13 protein-coding genes are annotated in these 19,020 nt (G+C 34.0%); 1 reads left to right on the forward strand and 12 read right to left on the reverse strand.

The window, feature by feature from the left end:
- Window positions 1-14: 14 nt before the first annotated feature.
- The 9 genes from ACUSJC_RS06215 to ACUSJC_RS06255 form a co-directional block, all read right to left on the reverse strand.
- A complete protein-coding gene (locus ACUSJC_RS06215; protein WP_449268693.1) occupies window positions 15-917 on the reverse strand; it encodes an alpha/beta hydrolase in 903 nt (300 codons plus the stop codon).
- 13 nt (window positions 918-930) lie between these two features.
- Window positions 931-1,701, reverse strand: a complete 771-nt coding sequence (locus ACUSJC_RS06220) for a rhamnogalacturonan acetylesterase (protein ID WP_449268694.1) — start codon at window positions 1,699-1,701, stop codon at window positions 931-933.
- Window positions 1,702-1,711: 10 nt separating this feature from the next.
- Window positions 1,712-3,640 carry a pectate lyase gene (gene pelA / locus ACUSJC_RS06225; protein WP_449268695.1) on the reverse strand — a complete coding sequence of 643 codons (1,929 nt, stop codon included), beginning with the start codon at window positions 3,638-3,640 and terminating at the stop codon, window positions 1,712-1,714.
- A 73-nt stretch (window positions 3,641-3,713) separates the two neighbouring features.
- Window positions 3,714-4,922, reverse strand: a complete 1,209-nt coding sequence (locus tag ACUSJC_RS06230) for a glycoside hydrolase family 88/105 protein (RefSeq protein WP_449268696.1) — start codon at window positions 4,920-4,922, stop codon at window positions 3,714-3,716.
- Window positions 4,922-5,929, reverse strand: coding sequence for a DUF4861 family protein (locus tag ACUSJC_RS06235; RefSeq protein WP_449268697.1), 1,008 nt, complete (start codon window positions 5,927-5,929; stop codon window positions 4,922-4,924). The genes ACUSJC_RS06230 and ACUSJC_RS06235 overlap by 1 nt, the downstream gene beginning before the upstream one ends.
- A 97-nt stretch (window positions 5,930-6,026) precedes the next feature.
- Window positions 6,027-6,920, reverse strand: a complete 894-nt coding sequence (locus ACUSJC_RS06240; protein ID WP_449268698.1) for an alpha/beta hydrolase — start codon at window positions 6,918-6,920, stop codon at window positions 6,027-6,029.
- Window positions 6,921-6,984: 64 nt separating this feature from the next.
- Window positions 6,985-8,601, reverse strand: coding sequence for a RagB/SusD family nutrient uptake outer membrane protein (locus ACUSJC_RS06245; protein WP_449268699.1), 1,617 nt, complete (start codon window positions 8,599-8,601; stop codon window positions 6,985-6,987).
- Window positions 8,602-8,612: 11 nt separating this feature from the next.
- On the reverse strand, window positions 8,613-11,732 hold the full coding sequence (locus ACUSJC_RS06250) for a SusC/RagA family TonB-linked outer membrane protein (protein ID WP_449268700.1): 3,120 nt from the start codon (window positions 11,730-11,732) through the stop codon (window positions 8,613-8,615).
- Window positions 11,733-11,759: 27 nt separating this feature from the next.
- Window positions 11,760-13,205: a glycoside hydrolase family 28 protein gene (locus ACUSJC_RS06255; RefSeq protein WP_449268701.1), complete on the reverse strand. Its 1,446-nt coding sequence runs from the start codon at window positions 13,203-13,205 to the stop codon at window positions 11,760-11,762.
- A 199-nt stretch (window positions 13,206-13,404) separates the two neighbouring features.
- Between ACUSJC_RS06255 and ACUSJC_RS06260 the strand changes: the two genes are divergently transcribed.
- Window positions 13,405-14,415 (forward strand): LacI family DNA-binding transcriptional regulator, encoded by a 1,011-nt coding sequence (locus tag ACUSJC_RS06260; protein ID WP_449268702.1) that lies wholly within the window; start codon window positions 13,405-13,407, stop codon window positions 14,413-14,415.
- A gap of 53 nt (window positions 14,416-14,468) precedes the next feature.
- Here the strand turns inward: ACUSJC_RS06260 and ACUSJC_RS06265 are convergent, their stop codons facing one another.
- From ACUSJC_RS06265 to ACUSJC_RS06275, 3 genes are read right to left on the reverse strand one after another with little or no spacing between them, the layout of a single operon-like run.
- Window positions 14,469-16,082 (reverse strand): UxaA family hydrolase, encoded by a 1,614-nt coding sequence (locus tag ACUSJC_RS06265; protein WP_449268703.1) that lies wholly within the window; start codon window positions 16,080-16,082, stop codon window positions 14,469-14,471.
- A gap of 4 nt (window positions 16,083-16,086) precedes the next feature.
- Complete coding sequence (locus tag ACUSJC_RS06270; protein ID WP_449268704.1) at window positions 16,087-17,538, reverse strand: tagaturonate reductase; 1,452 nt, start codon at window positions 17,536-17,538, stop codon at window positions 16,087-16,089.
- Window positions 17,539-17,571: 33 nt separating this feature from the next.
- Window positions 17,572-19,020 carry an MFS transporter gene (locus ACUSJC_RS06275; RefSeq protein ID WP_449268705.1) on the reverse strand — a complete coding sequence of 483 codons (1,449 nt, stop codon included), beginning with the start codon at window positions 19,018-19,020 and terminating at the stop codon, window positions 17,572-17,574.

A 19,020-nucleotide genomic window follows, 5' to 3' on the forward strand; every position in this document is an offset into this window, starting at 1 on the left:
AGTTTTTAAATTTTTTATTCTAAGTAATAATTTGATTTCAACCAATTTTTACATTGTTCTGTCCAGTACAAGCTAGTATCTTCTCTTCCTAAACCAAAACCATGTCCGCCTTTTTCATACAAATGCATTTCAGCGGAAATCTTATTTTTTTTGAGTTCTAAATAATAATTGATGCTACTTTCAACCGGAACGGATTGATCATCAGTAGCATGAACTATGAAAGTTTTGGGCGTTGATGCATCAATTTTCTTTTCGTTCGAAAAATTATTAATCATTTCAATTGATAGTGAACTTCCCAATAAATTAGTCCTAGAACCTTGATGTGTAATTCCGTTTTCCATAGAAATTACAGGATAAATCAAAATCGAAAAGTCAGGTTTAGCACTTACAGAATCGGTTACTTTATAAACCACATCATTATAATGTGTTGACAATGTAGAAGCCAAATGTCCGCCCGCCGAAAAACCTAAAATTCCTATTTTATCTTCTTGAATATTCCATTCTTTGGCGTGACGTCTTGCATAACGCATGGCTTCTTGAACATCTTGTAATGGTCCAATGGATTTGTCTTTCATAATAACATCAGATGGTAAACGGTATTTCAAAACTAGCGCCGTAATGCCTAACGTATTCAACCATTCGGCAACTTTATAACCTTCTTTATCTATCGACAAATGAGCGTAACCGCCACCCGGACAAATAATTACAGCCGATCCGTTTGGATTATTAGGTTTAAAAATTGTTAGCGTAGGATTTACAACCTGACTCACTTTTACCAAAACGGAATCTTTAATCGTTTGAATTTCAGTATATTTTGAATTGGAAATAGTATTCGGAATTTTTCCTTCCCATAAGGCTACTTCGGTTACTTGCGCTGCTAATCCATTGGTTAAAACCAAACAAATTAACATTGTCATATTTTTCAAAATCTTATTCATTTTCTTTTGTAATGAAATCTTGTAAAGCCGGAACTTTTTGACCTAATTCTTTAACGATACGTTTTGCAACTTCTGTCGCGCCTAATTTAGACAAATGCGTATTATCGTCTTTTCCTTCCGGATAATACGAAACTTCACCCGGCAAAAAATGAAGATGCAATTTTTTGGATGGTTCAACTCCATAGGTTTCTTCTAAGTGTTCTGTTACATATTGTGCGTCAACCAAAGGAACATTGTATTCTTGTGCTACCAAACGAACAACCAACGGATAAGCGCCGTGCGTGTCTACTAAAGTTCCGTTTTCGTTAAAATTTCGTCTTACAATAGACGTAAACAAAACCGGAATAGCTTCTTTACTTCTGGCTTCTTCTACAAATCGAATTAAATTGTTTCGATACGCCGTGTACGGATTGGTATAACGCTTAGGATCGTTATCTTTTTGATCGTTGTGACCAAATTGAATAAAAACGTAATCTCCTTTTTGCAATTTATTATACACAGAATCCCAACGTTTTTCATTGATAAAACTTCGTGTACTTCTTCCGTTTACCGCATGATTTTTAATAGTAACATTGGCATTGAAAAAAGAAGGTAACATTTGTCCCCAACCGTGTTCCGGATTAACCTCCGGATTTTCTTTGTCGGCCATTGTAGAATCACCAATCGTGTGAATCGTAATATTCGTTGGAGTTTCTTCTGCTTGCTTTTTATCACAAGAAATCAACAATACTACTGACGCTATAATGATTTTTAAAACTTTCATTTCTACTCTTTTAATCTAATTGAAACCAAGGTTTATTGGTACTTTTTGATTCCGAAAATATCGCTTCTTTAGTATATTTTTTTGCTTCTTTAGCTGATAATTGGTGCGCCCACTCTACTCTATTTTTCAAATCGCTTCCCGGACCAGAATTTTGATATTCCGCATAAAAAGATTCCTTTTCAGCATCAGGTTTTGACCAATTATTCCAACCTTCCGGTAAAATGTGACTACCCAAAGTACAATTCATAAAAACCGTTTTAGCGTAAATGCGCCAAGGTCTTCCCAAATACACTTTATGCAAATTTTCATCGGCTGTAAGCTTACAATCTTGGAAAACAAACCCAAATTTTGCGTCTTTACCCGTTGAAGCTGCCGTAACAAACGAGTTGCTTTTGCTATGAATTTCGCAGTTTTCAAATACAGCAGTTGCGTTTCCAAAAATAAAATCGGTTGTACCTTCAATATAACAATTCGAATACAATTGGTTTCCGTTACCCGAAGCATACAACGTATCTTGGTTACCCAAAAGATTACAATTGATCACTTTTACACGATTTGAAGTCACTGACAAAGCAATGGCTTGACCAACTTCGCCAGAAGTATTCGCTATCGTCAGGTTTTTTAGGACGGTATCGTCAGCTTCCACCAACATTGAATACGAATGAAAAGTACTGTTTCGACCTAAATTGATTTTATCGAAATAATCATCAAAATAGATAATTGTTTGTTCGCGACTTTCTCCTACTAAAGTGATATTCGGATTGCATTCATACACTTTAATTTTCTCTTTGTACACGCCATTTTTAATCAAAATAGTAACGCGTTCGTAAGGAAATGAAGGCGAATCATCAATGGCATCTTGAATACTTTTATAATCTCCAGAGCCATCTTGAGCGACTACTTTTTGAAATTGGTTTTTACCTTTTTCTTTTGTATTTAAAACTTTGTTTTTTAACCAATTATCATATTTAACTAAAACCTTTTGTGGAAGATTAGTATACCAGGCATAACCCGTTCTTCTTTCCCAATCAATTTGGGATAAGGAATCTTTTTTAACACCATCTCTACCACAGAAAAAAGGTGCATTGGTTTGCAAATCCATGAAGCGCGCCCAAATAGGATTTACTTCTTTGGTTTGCACTACAATTTTGTCTTTTAACGATCCGTCTTCTGCGTAAACAGCTTCAAATTTAGTTTTTGGCAATTGGGTATTTTGAAACCAATACACGGCATGATTTACCGCATTAATTACTTCGTAAGAAGGATTTTCTAAACTCATTAAAAGCAAGACAATATTAGCCGATTCATAACCACTTAATGATGGTAATTCGTAAGCACGAGCTTTTGCGGGTTCCAACGTATTCTCGTCATGTTGTGCACACCAAGCCGTTAAAAGTCCGTTTTGTTTGTATTGCGTGGCCAAAATACAGTCGATTCCTTTATCGAAAGCGGTTTGTATCTTTTGAAAATGAGTTTCCGTCAGAAAAGCATATTGATCTTTGTAATTTAAAATATCTTGAAGAAACTTCAACACATTTACCATGGCGTCATCATTATACGTGATATGCGAATAATAGCCTTTTTGTAACGGATAAAATTGAGGCCAACCACCGTTTTGATATTGGGCTTCCAAAATATAATTTAAACCCGAAATGATAGCTTTTTTATAGCTTTCCTTCGGAAAATGAACATATACTTTGTGTAAAAAAATCAATTCTTGAGTTGTAGCTCCGTTGTCAATAGTAGAACCTTTGGCTTCCGTTTTTAGTTGTTCCAATTTCTTTTTGTCATCATTACTTAAGACATGATGCATTTCGATATTTTTGGGCCAACCGCCACTATTTCTTTGGTATAAAACCACTTGATCTGCAATTTCAGAAGCTTCTTTCATTCCAAACCAAGCGGATTCATTTTTAAAAATGACATTTTTCCACTTCATACTTTGTGTTTGCGCACTCAGCCCTAAAGTGAAAAATGTCAATATAAAAAGACTGATTTTTTTCAAAATTCAATTATTTATTCAGTTCTAAAGCAGCCATAATAAATGGACCTGTGGCTTTAGGATCGTTATCTTTTTTCTTTTCGTTGATGTAATATTCGTAAGAACCATCACGTTTTTCTTTTCCGCCTAAACCGGCAACAGCACAAACTTGCGTAATGGTTACATAACCTTCTGGACTTACTTTTACCAAATTGTTGATTAATCCGTCAAAAGCTTTGTTAGCGACATCTTTGTAAGTGCTTGGTAAATAGCCTTTGTTTGCCCCTTTTGCCAAAGCATAAGCAAACATAGAACTACCAGAACCTTCCAGATAATTTCCTTCTCTAGTACCTTGATCGGTAACTTGATACCAAAGTCCGGTTTTGTCTTGAAATTTCACCAAAGCTTTAGCCAATTGATTCAAATATTGTACTAGTTCGGCTCTTTTTGGATGGTTTTGAGGAAAATAATCTAAAGCATCAACCAAAGCCATTGCGTACCAACCTAAAGAACGCGACCAGAAATTAGGAGAAGTTCCCGTTTCTTTGTTCGCCCATTCCATTTCTTTACTTTCGTCCCAACCGTGGTATAACAAATTGGTTTTTGGATCAAGCAAATGCTTTTGAATTAATTCAAATTGTTTGGCAACATCATCTAAAGCAGCACCTTCTTCGAAAGTTGCCGTATATTGTGCATAAAACGGAGACCCCATAAATAAACCGTCTAACCACATTTGGTTTGGATACACTTTTTTATGCCAAAAACCGCCTTCTGTTGTTCGCGGGTGATTTTTAAGCTGCTCTCGAAGCAATTGCATGGCTTTTAAATAGCGTTCATCTTTCGTTTGGTTATACAAAAAGAACAAGCTATTTCCGGCTTCAATCATGTCGATGTTGTATTTTTCCATTTCATAACTTACAATGGTACCATCTTCGTTAATTGTAGCATCAGCATACCCTTTTACATAATCGAAATATTCTTTTTTATGTGTTTTTTGGTATAATTTTTCGAAAGAAGTCATTACCAAACCATGAACATAATCCCATTTAGGTTCTGTTTTATCGTCAATTTGGTACGCTTCCGGATGATGATGCATTAATGTTTGCGCCATACGTTCCGACCATTTTAAGGTATCGGAAACAACTAAAGGCGTTTTTTCGGTCTCAGGTGCTTTTTCTTCTTTTTTGCAACTCACTAAAGCTACAGCAATAAAGAATAAAGCGAATACTTTCTTTTTCATTATTTATCTAATGTATTTTCTTTGTCTAATCTTTCTAATAATTGATCTAAGTAAGCGACAAATTCAGCTTCCGTTTTAATTCCGTTTTTCTCTTTTTCCCAAGCTCCTAAGAAATAGAACGAAACCGCTTCAGTTGTAGGTTTAAATTCAATTAAATGATCTTGATCCCACTCAAAAGTTTTAGCTACAGCATCTGTAGGATAGAAAATAGCCATACCTAAATGATCGGGAACTAAAGTTTGAACACCATAGGTTGCTATATAAGCCCATTTTTTGTTAGGACTCGTTTTTACATATTTTGTGGTATTCTCTAATTTTACAATTCCGGTAGAAATTCCTTCTAAAGCTTCCGATGTTTGGATGGTATGTTTAGTATATCTGTCATCAGGAAAAATAGTTAACGTACTTGATAAATCTGTTTTTTTACCAGCCGTTTCCCAACCTTTATAATTAACATGAATCGTAGAATTACTAGCATTATTTTCAACTTTTGCCGTTGTTTCTTCTACGTTGTTAAAATGCAAAACTTCTTTATCAACCCAACGACCAATAGAACCAATTCCTAAACCTTTTTTCACTTTAAGAATATCCATTCCCCAGTCGCTCATGTGATGATACGATTCGAAACCATCTTGCCCTACTTGCGGTAAAACTATACTATCTGTTTTCTTACCGTAAATATCAATCGCATTTCTCCAATCTAAATACAAACGGTAACCAATTTTATTACTTTCCCAACCCGGACCTTCATAACGGATATACCAAGAATGATCGGTATGTTCAGCAGGAAGATTTATAGAATCTTTATTGACGAAAGTTCCGCCTTCGTACTTGCGACCATTCCATTTTCCACCTTCTTTTACTGAAATTTCAGCATAGGTTTTAGGCTGTACAACTTCAGTAGTTTCTGTTGCTGCAACAGTTTCTTCTTTTGCTTCCTTTTTTTGATTACAACTGATTGCTAATAATAAGCTTGAGCTTAAAATTAATAACGAAGTCTTTTTCATTTTTGACAAGTTTTTTGGATTATTATATAATTATTATTTGAGGCATAATTTTGGACTGTATTCAGTTTAATCATTATACTAATTTACTTAATACTTTTTAATCTAATTGTGTTTTTAAAAACTGTAAAATTGGCGGCACAATTTCATCGAACCAAGGATGAAATAGCCAAAAAGTATGTGGACTATCTTTAACTGAAACAATTTCGGAATAGATATTTTTTGCATTTAATTGTTGAATCATTTCGTCTCTTCCGGCGTGAAAACGTTCGTACTGACTATTGATAAACAACATAGGCAACTTCGCTTCGCTTACATGATGTAAAGCCGAAGCTTCTTCCCAAACTTCTGGAACCTCTTCATACGTTCCACCTAGCCATTCGGCAGCCATAGTTCCTTCTTTAGATTCTGGGTGATGAAAAGCTAAAATGCCATCGATATCCACAATTGCCTTAAAATGGTCATTATATTTTGTTCCTAATAATGCTGCCATTTGTCCGCCAGAAGAACAACCTAAAACTGCCATATTTAAAGTATCTACCTTAAACTCATTCGAATGCTCTCGAATAAACTGAACAGCGTTTAGTATATCATTGACTCCTGCCGGATAAATTGCTTCACCAGACTTTCTGTATTCTACAGCAAAACATTGATATCCTTCTTTTGCAATTTGTTGAGCTAATGGTTTTACTAATTTTTTATCACCATATTTCCATCCGCCGCCGTGAATTAAAATGACTGCGGGTTTGTTTTTTTTGGATTGAAACTGATAGACATCCATTTTTGTTTCAACTCCATTAATCGTTTGATATACGATTTCTTTTTCTATAACTTTTTTATGGGTTTTACTTTTTACAATTGAAATATTCGGATATTTTTTACTGTGCTTGTTGAATTCGTTTTGAACGGTATACATATCCTGAGCTACACCTTTTTGTATCAAAAAAAAGGAAGCAAAACAGAATAAAAAAGTAAGCTTAGAAATGAAGTTCATAATGTAAAAAGTAAAATAAGCTTGGCCTTTTGCAAGCCAAGCTTATTACTAACTAACTCAAATATTATTGGTATGCCGGGTTTTGTGGAAAATCATTATTTTGATTCAAGTCGATAGCTGACTGAGGAATTGGTCTTAAAATTTTCAATTCACCATTGTTACCATCAAAATAACTTGCTTCAATTCTATAATTGTGAGCAGAAGCCCTTTCTACTAATTTACCAGTTCTTTTTAAGTCGAACCATCTGTGGTATTCTCCAAATAACTCACGGGCTCTTTCATCTAAAATGGTATCAATATCATAAGATGTTAAAGGAGTTGTGATACCAGCTCTTGTTCTAACGGTATTTAACATTTGTAAACCTAAAGTCGGATTAGTATTCAAATATGCTTCTGCAGCAATTAAATAGGTTTCTCCTAAACGAGATAAAATAATATCTCTTGTTCCAACTCTTTTATCACTACCGTATAATGAACTAGGATCATCAAATTTTCTAACAGGAATGGTTTGATAATCACTACTTACCACTCCGGCTGCATAAGTACCCCACAAATGAATTTGAGTAGTAGGGTTTACCAATTCATAAGCATCAATATCGGCTTGAGTAGCCCATTGTGGAACATAATAATGACTTTTTTGTCCTGCAGGATAATCGCCATTGTCTCCGTCATACGCTGCAAAATATCTAGAATATACTTCCGTCATAAAAGTAGCTTCATAGCGTTCGTCTTCTTGTGTAAATAAGCCTAAGGCAAAATCAGTTGCTAATAGTGTGTAACTTCTCCAAGGTGCATCTCCAGCGACATCGGGGCCTCCCATATAAGGTCCAAACCAATTAGATTGTTTATTCCCTAAATTTGTTGGATCTGTAGCTATTGATCCCGCAGAAAATTGTACAGAAAAAATAGTTTCTGCATTCATTTCATTACCAGGCTCCCATAAATCGGCAAAAGGAATAGATAATGCTTGCCCAGCAATAGCATCTTCTGCATACGAAGCTGCAGTTGCAAAATCAGAAGCTTGTCCAAAACTTTCATAAGCTCTAGTTAAATACACTTTAGCTAATAAATGTCTTACGGCTCTCTTGTTTACTTTTCCTGCATAACCGCCCTCTGATACTAAATCAAGTGATTCTTCCAAATCTAGAATAATTTTTGCATATACTTCTTCAGCTGAATTTCTATCAAAACTTAAAGTTGGGCTTTGAATAAATTCATCTACAATTCCTAGTCCTCCAAAAGATTGAACTAACAAGAAATAAGCATTAGCTCTTAAGTATTTTATTTCTCCCACTAAAGTTGGTATATTCGAAGTTTGTTCCGTCAATTCCGAATAATACAAAGCCATATTTGCTCTTTGAATTGCTTGATAACAACTAGAATATAACTCTTCTATTCCTCCATCAGAGGCTGGATTTAATTGTAGATAGCGAGATAATCCTTCTGGTTCTGTTCCTCTACCTAACCCTACAGCATATAAATCGGTTCCTGCACAAAATACATACGCATCGTTTCCATATATTTCGCGCAATTGTGAATAATTAGCATCTATTAAACTCTGAAATCCTTCAGTAGTTAAATAAAATGTTTCTGCATCAACACTACTCTTATTTTCTTCATCTATAAAATCAGCACAAGAGAACAACGATAGCACTAATAAACTATATATAATCTTTTTCATCATTTTCTAAATTAAAAATTAACACTTAAGCCTAATTGGTAGGTAATCGAACTTACGCGAGCTGTATTAAATGAAGCTGTTGCCCACTCCGGATCATACCCTTCATATTTTGTAAATACAAATGGATTCAAAACATTAGCATAAATTCTCATATTTTTCATTTTCAATTTTGACATTAAATCTGCATCAAAATTATAGCCAATAGAAATATTTTTTACTTTTACAAAAGAAGCATCTCTATAATATCCTACTTTACTATCATTCCAATAAGTACCTTCATTACCAGGTTGTGGATACGTATTTGAAGACTGTGCAGCCAAACCTGCTGTATTCTCAGGAACGTAAAAATCCGCTACATCAAATTTTTGTCTTCCTCTGTCTTTCATATTGGTAAAATTCTCATGGAATTGACTATAGGCTAAAACCCCTTGATTGGTAATAATCGAAAAAGAAAAATCAAAATTACCTACATTCAAGGTTGAATTTACACTTCCTGACCATTTAGGATCTGAATTTCCTAAAACAGTTCGGTCATCTCCTGTAATTTTACCGTCTCCATTTAAATCTTTCACTCTAGCTTGTCCTGGTAATTGTCCATAAGTAGCCGCTTCTGCTGCTTGGTCTGCTTGCCAAATACCATCAAATACATAGTTATAATAGGAATGTAAATTTTCACCAATAAAAAGATTATTTCCTATATCATCTACTTCTGATTGACCGTATAAAGAGACTAATTTATTTACATTTTTTGTAAAGGCAAAAGTGGTTTGCCAACTTATTTTATCTTTTTGAATGTTCTTAGTAGTTAGTAATATTTCTACTCCTTTATTACTAGCTGAACCCACATTAGCATAAGTTGTTGCCCAACCCGATTCTAAAGGTAGTTTTTGAGGGTATATCAAATCTTTTGACAATCTATCATAAACATCTACCGATCCCGTAATTCTATTATTAAAAAAACCAAAATCAACTCCTACATTAAACTCTCTTGTTTTTTCCCAAGTCAAACTTTTATTCGCTAATGCTGATGGATACCAACCATTAACATCTGTACTTCCATAATTATAATAACTTTGAGAAGTTAATGAATTTAAAGTTGTATAAGGGCTTACATTACTATTCCCTGTGTAACCGTAACTAACTCTGGTTTTTAAGGCACTCACTATTTTGCTATCTTTTAAAAAAGATTCTTCATTAATTTTCCAAGCCACTGCTACTGAAGGAAACGATGTCCATTTATTTCCTTCTGACAATACTGAAGATCCATCCCAACGATTAGATGCAGTTAATAAGTATCTATTCTTTAAAGTATAATTTAAACGCATAGCATAAGAACTTAAGCTCTTTTTTGAATAATATGAATCTACGTCGTATGTTGACTGAGGACCAGAACCTATATTATAAAATCCTGTGTCAAAAGGCTGATATCTTGAACTCAAAAATGATGTCTCAGTCACTGTTTCATATAAACTTTGCAATCCTAGGAAAGTAAATTCATGAACTTCATTAAAGGTTTTATTAATTGTAAATTGATTGTCCCATGTATAGTTATAATTATCCTGATTATTTATCGAAGATGACGACAAATTACCATTACTAGCTCCTGTATCTGTTAAAGCTCCTGAAAACTTACCTTGTCTAGATGTATTGTAATTTCCTGAATAGGAAGTTTTCAAAGTTAGCCATTCGATAGGTTTATATTCAAAAAATATATTACCTATAGCTTTCCATCTTTTACGCTCATTAGATGTATTAGCAATTGTTAATAAAGGGTTATAAGTACTGGTTTTATTGATTGCCCAAGAACCATCAGGATATTTTAATTTACCCGGAGTAGTCACATATTCACCTACTATTTCATTTCCATTCTCATCAACTTCCCAAGGTGATAAAAAGGGGTTCAAACGGAAAGCATCACGCATAGCTACATCACTTCCTAATTGTTCATCTGTTCTAGCAATGGTTAAATTAACACCTGTCGAGAACTTTTTATTAATCTTATGATTTAATCCTGCTTTTAAAGTATATTTATCAAGTGATTCATTAATCATATTACCAGTTTCATTTTGGACTCCAATTCCTAAATTATATGACATCCCGTTATCAGACCTTCCGGTAATGTTTAAGTAATTATTTTTTTGAATTCCGCTTTGTAAAACTGTATCGTACCAATCGAATGTATCATTATCACTAACTCTTTGCAATAAAACGGGATTAGTTGTTCCTGCTACTGCTGTAGCCAATTGTTCAGGCGTAGTATTCATATAATCAGCATTATTAGTTCCATATAAATAAGCTGCTTGGTGATAATACCACCATCTGTCACCACTCATCATTTGAGGTAAACGAGCTACATCTTTTATACCGACTGATGACTCAAAATTCACATTCATTCCTGCTTTAGCCGATGCTCCGCTTTTAGTTGTAATTAAAATTACCCCACTTGCTCCACGAGATCCGTAAATAGCAGCTGACGAAGCATCCTTTAATACATCCATTCGTTCAATATCTTGAGGATTCAAGAAACTAATATCGTCTACAGGGGATCCATCAACAATGAATAAAGGTTTAGTATCTAATAATATTGAATTTGTTCCTCTAATAGTGATATTAAATCCATCACCAATTCTTCCCGTATTAGATGAAATTTGAACTCCGGGAACATTTCCTTGGATACCTTCTAAAACACTAGTGGTATTTCTTTTGGTAATTTCTTTAGAATCAAGAGTGTTAACAGTTCCTGTTAAATCTGATTTTTTTACCGAACCATACCCTACCATTACTACTTCTTGTAAAGTACTAATTTCGGCTTCAAGTTCAATCGTTAAATTTGTCTTTCCGGCTACGTTTACTTCTTGTGTTTTATAACCTACATAGCTTACTATTAATATAGCTTTAGGACTACTTACTTTTATGCTGAAGTTTCCGTCAAAATCGGCAGCTTGTCCATTACTAGTGCCTTTTTCTAAAATAGTAACTCCAGGCAATGGTAGTTTATCAGTTGCATCTAAAATAGTTCCAGAAACTGTCGTTTCTTGCGCATTACTCTTTTGCAGAGCTGACAAACCAAAGAAAAGTGATAGAATTAAAAGATATTTAAATCTACCAAAAACTGTACGTTTAATTCTCATAATTTTATTGTCGTTTTTAGTTAGGTGTTAGTTATTTATTTTTGTATTTATAATGTTCAGATTTTCTATATATTCTAATTTATATCCTTCCTGTACTTTATCTATAGTTACGTTTTTAAAGGTCACATTTTGAATCGGTGATTTTTCATGACCTAAAGCCATTATGGCATATTTACCTCCGTCTTTTACTGTTATGTTTTCTAATAAAACATTTCTAATTTCCGGAACAAATTCACCTGTTTGATCTCCATAAATGGCATAATGCATATTAATCTTAAGAACTGATTCTCTAACTGTACCTATATTTAGGTTTCTTGCATAAACTCCGTCAACTACTCCGCCTCTTCTTGTATTGGTTTTAATACGAATTACTCTTTCTAAATTCGGGCTATCCATTTCACAATCCTCGACATATACATTTTTAACTCCGGCAGACATTTCACTTCCAATCACAACACCACCATGTCCATCAATCATTTTACAATCTTTTACTAAAATATTTTCACTAGGAATAGCTGTTCTACGTCCTTCATTATCACGACCTGCTTTAATAGCAATACAATCATCTCCTGTATTAAATACACAGTTCTTAATCACTACATTTTTAGAATATTCCGGATCACAACCGTCATTATTTGGTCCATGACTTTCTACTGTTACTCCATCAACAATTACATTTGTACATTTATAAGGATGAATTATCCAAAACGGTGCATTTACAATTTTAACTCCTTTTATTAATATATTTTCACAATTAAAAGGTTCAATAAAGTTAGGTCTTAAATAATGTCCGTTACCAAAGACTCTTTTTTCAACAGCTACATTTTCATCAGCCATTTTCATTAAAGTCGGTAAGTTTAAGCTATCTTTTTGCGATGGCATCCCTTCTTTAAAACCGTACATTCCTCCTTCAGAAGTTGCTCCTTTCCATGGCCACCAATTTTCTTTATTCGCTTGACCGTTCAAAACACCATTTCCTGTAATTGCAATATTTTTCTTATTATAAGCATAAATTAAAGGTGAATAATTCATCACTTCCAATCCCTCAAACGATGTAGTAACTAGAGGTAAAAAATCGTTTACATTTTTGCTAAAAAGAATTTCAGAACCATCCTCTAAATGCAAACAAACATTACTTTCCAAATGGATAGGTCCTGTTAAAAATTTTCCACTAGGTACAATTACTATCCCGCCACCATTTTCTGAAGCTGCTTTAATAGCTTTTTTAAAAGCTTCTGTTGCTAAAGTTTCTCCGTCAGCAACTGCACCATATTTAGTAATATTAAATTTGTCTTGTTTAAAATCGGGTTCTTTTAAACTATTCAACGCTTCATAAGTATCTCCCCAAGGATTTTTTTCTTGAGAAACAATTTCTGTTTTTTCAGTCTCCTCTTTTTCTCCTTTTGATTCGGTACATGCTCCTAAAAAAAGAGAACATGTAATTGCAAAGGCAAGAATCGTATTTTTCTTCATAATTAAATATTAAGATAATGTAATCGATTACCAAAAATATATAAAGCAAAATATATACGCAAATTTTTTTTGTTATAAATAAAAAAAAATATTAAAAATTATATTATTCTCAATGAATTTAAAAAAACATCTTTTTTTAATGTAAGTTTATTACATTAAAAAGCTTTTGTTACATTTGTTTTACCGTTTATTTCAAAAAATGAAAAGAAAAGTTACTATTTATGATATTGCTAAAGAGTTAAATATCACCGCTGCAACCGTTTCCAGAGCTTTAAATAACAATCCTCATATCAGTGAATCCACACGAGAGCTTGTTTTAAATACTGCTCAGAAAATGAATTATGAACAAAATAAGCTTGCTTTGGCTTTAAAAAGTGGTAAAAGTCATAATGTGGGAGTTATTGTTCCTAGAATTGACAGTAATTTTTTCGGTTCAGTGATCAGAGGCATTGAAGAAGAATTGAATCCACATGGATATCACGTAATTATCTGCCAAACAGATGGCTTGGAAGAAAAAGAAGTTTCTAATATTGAAGCTTTGCTCAATTCACAAGTTGATGGAATATTAATTTCTACTTCAAGTAGTGATAGTAAAGTGTTTGATCGTGTTTTAAAAAAAGAAGTTCCTTTAATCTTTTTCGATAGAACCAAGAACATTAAAAATGTTAGCTCAGTGACTATCAATGACTTTGAAGCCGGATATAAAGCTACCAATCATTTAATTAAAACCGGATGCACCAGAATAGCACACTTTTCCGGGGATTTAAATATTGAAATTTTTAAAGATCGTTTTTCTGGCTATAAACAAGCATTATTGGACAATGGAATCGATTACATAGAAGATTATGTAATCAATACGCGAAGTTCAATTGAAGCCGGAAAAACTAATATTCTTAAGTTATTAAGTCTTGAAAACCAGCCACATGCTGTATTTTCTTCGAGTGATTTTGCTGCTTTAGGCGCTATTCAAGAACTGAAAGCTAAAAATATTAAAATCCCAAGTGACTTTTCTGTTATTGGATTCAGTAACGAACCTTTTACAAAATTCATGGAGTTATCGATTAGTACGGTAGATCAGTTTCCTTTAGAAATGGGAAAACATACTGCAAAAGTCTTTTTAGAGCAAATAAACAACAATTCAAAGGCACGAATTGAGAAAAAAGTTGTTTTAGAACCTGAACTCATTATTAGAAAATCTTCCAAAAAATAAAAAAAGGCACTTTAAACAAAGTGCCTTTCTTAAATTAACCAAATTTACGTCTATTACAAGGAAACTCCACGTTTCCAAGGAATAAAATCGTCTTGTTCTAAAATACTTGCTTTCGGTAAAACAGTTCCACTTGCTACATCAATAATATAATCTAGTAAAGCTTCCCCTGCTTCATCAATAGTCTGTTGGCCACTGATAACCGAACCTGTATCGATATCAATAATATCATTCATTTTATTAGCTAAAACCGAATTTGAAGAAACTTTAACAACCGGAGCAATTGGATTTCCTGTTGGGGTTCCTAATCCTGTAGTGAACAACACTAAATTGGCTCCCGAACCTACCATTGCCGTTGTACTTTCCACATCATTTCCTGGTGTACACAACAAGTTTAATCCGTTTTGAGTTACATATTCTCCATAATCTAACACGTCAACAACGGGTGAAGTTCCGCCTTTTTTAGCTGCTCCAGCCGATTTCATAGCATCAGTAATTAAACCATCTTTAATATTTCCTGGTGACGGATTCATATCGAAACCTGAACCTGCAGCAACTACTGAATTTTCGAAATCTTTCATCAATTTCAAAAACTTATCCGCTTTTTGTTCGTCCACACAACGGTTAACCAACTCCTGCTCTACTCCACATAATTCCGGAAATTCAGAAAGAATGCTCGTTCCGCCTAAAGCCACTAATAAATCGGAAACATGACCTAAAACCGGATTCGCCGAAATACCTGAAAAACCATCAGAACCACCACATTCTAAACCAACTTTCAACTTAGAAAGCGGTGCTGGTTGACGCTGAATATCATTAGCTCTCTTAATTGCTTCATACGAATCTTTGATAATAGTTTGCAACATATTATCAACGGTTCCCATTTGTTGTTGTTCATAAATCAGTACTTCTTTGCTGCTATTCGGATTGATTTCTTCCAATGCTTGTTTGAAGATCGAAATTTGAAGATTTTGACAACCCAAACTTAAAACTGTAGCTCCGGCAACATTCGGATTGTTCACATAACCTGCTAACAAACGCGCTAAACTTTCAGAATCTTGGCGAATTCCACCACAACCGCCTTGGTGCATGATGAATTTCACTTCAATATTTTCAAAAACAGATTGTTTTTTATGTGATTGTTCTACTTCTTCATTTCCGTTAACCAAAGAACGCAACAATAATTGATATTGATCTGTTTTTGGTGCCAAAAGTTCTTTTTCGAACACTTCTTTTAAACGCTCAATATTTTTGTTTTCGCAAAAAACCAATGGAAAAAATAACCAAACATTTTTGGTTCCCACCTGACCGTCAGGACGATGATACCCCATAAACGTTTTATCTTGCCATTTTGAAACATCTGGTGCTAACCAATTAGGAAAAGATTCTTTTTCTTTCACTTTTTGGCTTTGGTGTTTTACATTAGCTGTCGTTAAAACCGCTCCTTTTTCAATTTTTTGAGAAGCTTTTCCAATTAAAACGCCATACATAATAATGCTATCGCCTTCGTTAAAATCGACTAAGGCAATTTTATGTTTTGCTTTGGCATCTGTTTTTAACTGAACATCTTCTCCTTCAAAAACTACCTGATCTCCTGCATTCAAATCAAGTAACACTACCAATACATTATCGGCAGGATGCACTTTCAATACTTTCTTCAACTCGCTCATGGTGTTATGCTTTAAATTCGTTTATAAAATTTTGATAGGCTTGTTCTAAACCATTGGCTTCAATTTGGTCCAATGCAAATTCTAAAGCGGCTTGTAAACCTTCAATTTTAGTCAAATCTTGATCCCAAAATTCTTCATTTTTTAATATAACGGTCAATGGCTTTCCGTTGTTATTCTCTTGCCAAAACTGATTGAAAAATTCAACAATTTCTGTATTATCTTTAATTGGTAATTTTCCATTGTTCCATTCGCCTTTGTAAAAACGAATCATACAAGCAAAAGCAAAGGTTAAGTTCAATGGTAATTTACTGAATTTAGTCTGATATTGTAATAAACTTGGTAACACACGAACTTTAAACTTGGAAATCGTATTTAAAGCGATGTCAGACAACAAGTGTTTGATAAATGGATTTCTGAAACGATCCAAAACTTCATTGGTAAAGCTTTCTAGTTCTGCTCTATCCATGTCTAAAGTTTCATTGATTTCGTCAAACATTAAGGTATTCACAAACTGAAACGTAAACGGATTTTCAATCGTTTCTCTTACCGTTTCATTTCCGTACATCAATGAAAACGGCACCATAGCTGTGTGCGCTCCGTTCAAAATACGAACTTTACGCGTTCTGTATGGTTGCATATCGGCTACAATTTTTACATCCAAATTAGTTTTATGGAACGGTAATTTCTCTTTCAATTTGTCATCGCCTTCAATTACCCACAAAAAGAAAGGTTCAGCCGTAACGATTAAATTGTCTTGGTAATCTAATTTGCTGTTGTAGCTTTCAATTTCGTCTTTTGGATATCCCGGAACAATTCGGTCAACCAAAGTATTATGGAACGTACAAGCGTTTAAAATCCAATTTTCGAATTCTTGACCTAAATTCCATAGGGCAATATATTTCAAGATAATTTCTTTTAAAGTATCTGAATTATAATTAATTAACTCACAAGGAATAATTGTCAATCCTTTTGAAGCATCGCCATTAAAATGTTTGAAACGCTCTAATAACAATACGGTTAATTTTGCAGGAAATGCTTGTGGCGGAGTCATATCTACCGTATCAGTTTCAATAAATTCGATACCTGCTTCGGTAGTATTAGAAATGATAAACTCAAGCGATTCTTCGTGTGCCAATTTCAAATAATCCTCAAAATTACTGTACGGATTGATTCCTTTTACGATATTGGAAACCAATTCGATATCTTGAATTTTTTCTCCTTTTTTTACACCGTTTAAAAATAACGTATACAAACCGTCTTGGTCGTTTAACATAGGAACTAAACCATTAGCTAACGGCTGAACCACTGCAACGCCCGCATTAAAATCTACGGTTTTATTCAACTGTTGAAAAGCATAATCTACGAAAGCTCTCAAAAAGTTTCCTTCACCAAACTGTACCACTTTAATAGGTAACAATTCCGTTAATCCTGTATTTTCTCTATTTAGTTTTTTCATAACATTATCAATGAAATAATTGAAATTCTTTTTTTATAAATCTGATATTGGGCTATATTTTGGAACTAAAGTTTTCATTACGGTCCAACCAATTAAATAACAAACGGCACAAATGGAGAAGATGATGAAATATCCGGCTTCAATTCCGTGGAATCCCATGAATGACATGTTGGTATTTTCGCTAAAATCGAACAAAACTCCCGAACCTTTGTTGATTAATGTTGAACCTAATCCACCGGCTAAACCACCAATTCCTGTAACTGTAGCAATCGCTTTTTTAGGAAACATATCGCCTACCGTCGTGAAAATATTGGCTGACCAAGCTTGGTGAGCTGCTCCCGCAATTCCGATGATAATTACCGGAATCCAATACGTAAAATGTCCTAAAGGTTGCGCCACCAAAGCTAACAAAGGAAAAAATGCAAAAATTAACATGGCTTTCATTCGACCTTCATACGGATTCATTCCTTTTTTCTCCACAAAATATGTTGGTAACCAACCTCCTACGATTGAAACCAAAGTAATCATGTATAAAACAAATAATGGAAATGCCGCTTGTGTAGAATCCATGTTGTAAACAGAACTTAAATAAGCTGGCGTCCAAAATAAGAAGAACCACCAAACGCCATCGGTCATAAATTTACCGAAAGCAAATGCCCATGTTTGTTTGTATTTGAAACAATCTGCCAGAGAAACTTTGGTTGCCGTTTCCGGAACATAACCTTCAATTTTACTGTCTGAAATAGCATCTTGTTGAATATATTCTAATTCTGAAGGACTCACTTTCGGATTCTTTTCTGGCTTTTCATACATAAAAACCCAAAATCCCATCCAAATAAATCCTAATGCTCCAATGATAATAAAAGCCATTTCCCAACCGTAAGCTTCAGCAATAAAAGGAATTGTAACTGGTGCTGCCAAAGCTCCAACTGTTGCTCCTGCATTGAAAATACTCGTTGAAAAAGCTCTATCTTTCTTCGGAAAATATTCGGCTGTTGTTTTAATAGCTGCAGGGAAATTTCCGGCTTCACCTAAAGCCAACACAAAACGAGCAAAAATGAATAAGGTAACACTCACAGAAATCACTAAACCAGTATCATTCACCATTTTAATCATTTCTTTTGCACCTTCAAAACCAACAAACCAATGACCTGTGATGTAACCTGAAGTTGCAATACCGGCAAAAGCATGTAAACAAGCTCCGACTGACCAAATTCCGATTGCCCAAAGGAACCCTTTTTTAGTATCCATAAAATCTACAAAACGACCTGCGAATAATAAAGAAACCGCATAAAATATTGAAAATAAAGCGGTAATATTTCCGTAATCGTTGTTAGTCCAATGAAATTCAGGTGCAATAAAATCTTTCCAAGTTAATGAAAGTACTTGTCGATCTAAATAATTTATTGTAGTTGCAACAAACAAAAGACCGCAAATTGCCCATCTAAAATTAGTTACAGGTTTTGGCGTTGAATGACTCAT

The organism is Flavobacterium sp. U410 (assembly GCF_053570605.1).

Excerpts from the sequence above, each read along its gene's own strand:
- ACUSJC_RS06215 (WP_449268693.1), bottom strand. The coding sequence starts at position 917 with ATGACAATGTTAATTTGTTTGGTTTTAACCAATGGATTAGCAGCGCAA.
- ACUSJC_RS06220 (WP_449268694.1), bottom strand. The coding sequence starts at position 1,701 with ATGAAAGTTTTAAAAATCATTATAGCGTCAGTAGTATTGTTGATTTCT.
- pelA (WP_449268695.1), bottom strand. The coding sequence starts at position 3,640 with ATGAAGTGGAAAAATGTCATTTTTAAAAATGAATCCGCTTGGTTTGGA.
- ACUSJC_RS06230 (WP_449268696.1), bottom strand. The coding sequence starts at position 4,922 with ATGAAAAAGAAAGTATTCGCTTTATTCTTTATTGCTGTAGCTTTAGTG.
- ACUSJC_RS06235 (WP_449268697.1), bottom strand. The coding sequence starts at position 5,929 with ATGAAAAAGACTTCGTTATTAATTTTAAGCTCAAGCTTATTATTAGCA.
- ACUSJC_RS06240 (WP_449268698.1), bottom strand. The coding sequence starts at position 6,920 with ATGAACTTCATTTCTAAGCTTACTTTTTTATTCTGTTTTGCTTCCTTT.
- ACUSJC_RS06245 (WP_449268699.1), bottom strand. The coding sequence starts at position 8,601 with ATGAAAAAGATTATATATAGTTTATTAGTGCTATCGTTGTTCTCTTGT.
- ACUSJC_RS06250 (WP_449268700.1), bottom strand. The coding sequence starts at position 11,732 with ATGAGAATTAAACGTACAGTTTTTGGTAGATTTAAATATCTTTTAATT.
- ACUSJC_RS06255 (WP_449268701.1), bottom strand. The coding sequence starts at position 13,205 with ATGAAGAAAAATACGATTCTTGCCTTTGCAATTACATGTTCTCTTTTT.
- ACUSJC_RS06260 (WP_449268702.1), top strand. The coding sequence starts at position 13,405 with ATGAAAAGAAAAGTTACTATTTATGATATTGCTAAAGAGTTAAATATC.
- ACUSJC_RS06265 (WP_449268703.1), bottom strand. The coding sequence starts at position 16,082 with ATGAGCGAGTTGAAGAAAGTATTGAAAGTGCATCCTGCCGATAATGTA.
- ACUSJC_RS06270 (WP_449268704.1), bottom strand. The coding sequence starts at position 17,538 with ATGAAAAAACTAAATAGAGAAAATACAGGATTAACGGAATTGTTACCT.
- ACUSJC_RS06275 (WP_449268705.1), bottom strand. The coding sequence starts at position 19,020 with ATGAGTCATTCAACGCCAAAACCTGTAACTAATTTTAGATGGGCAATT.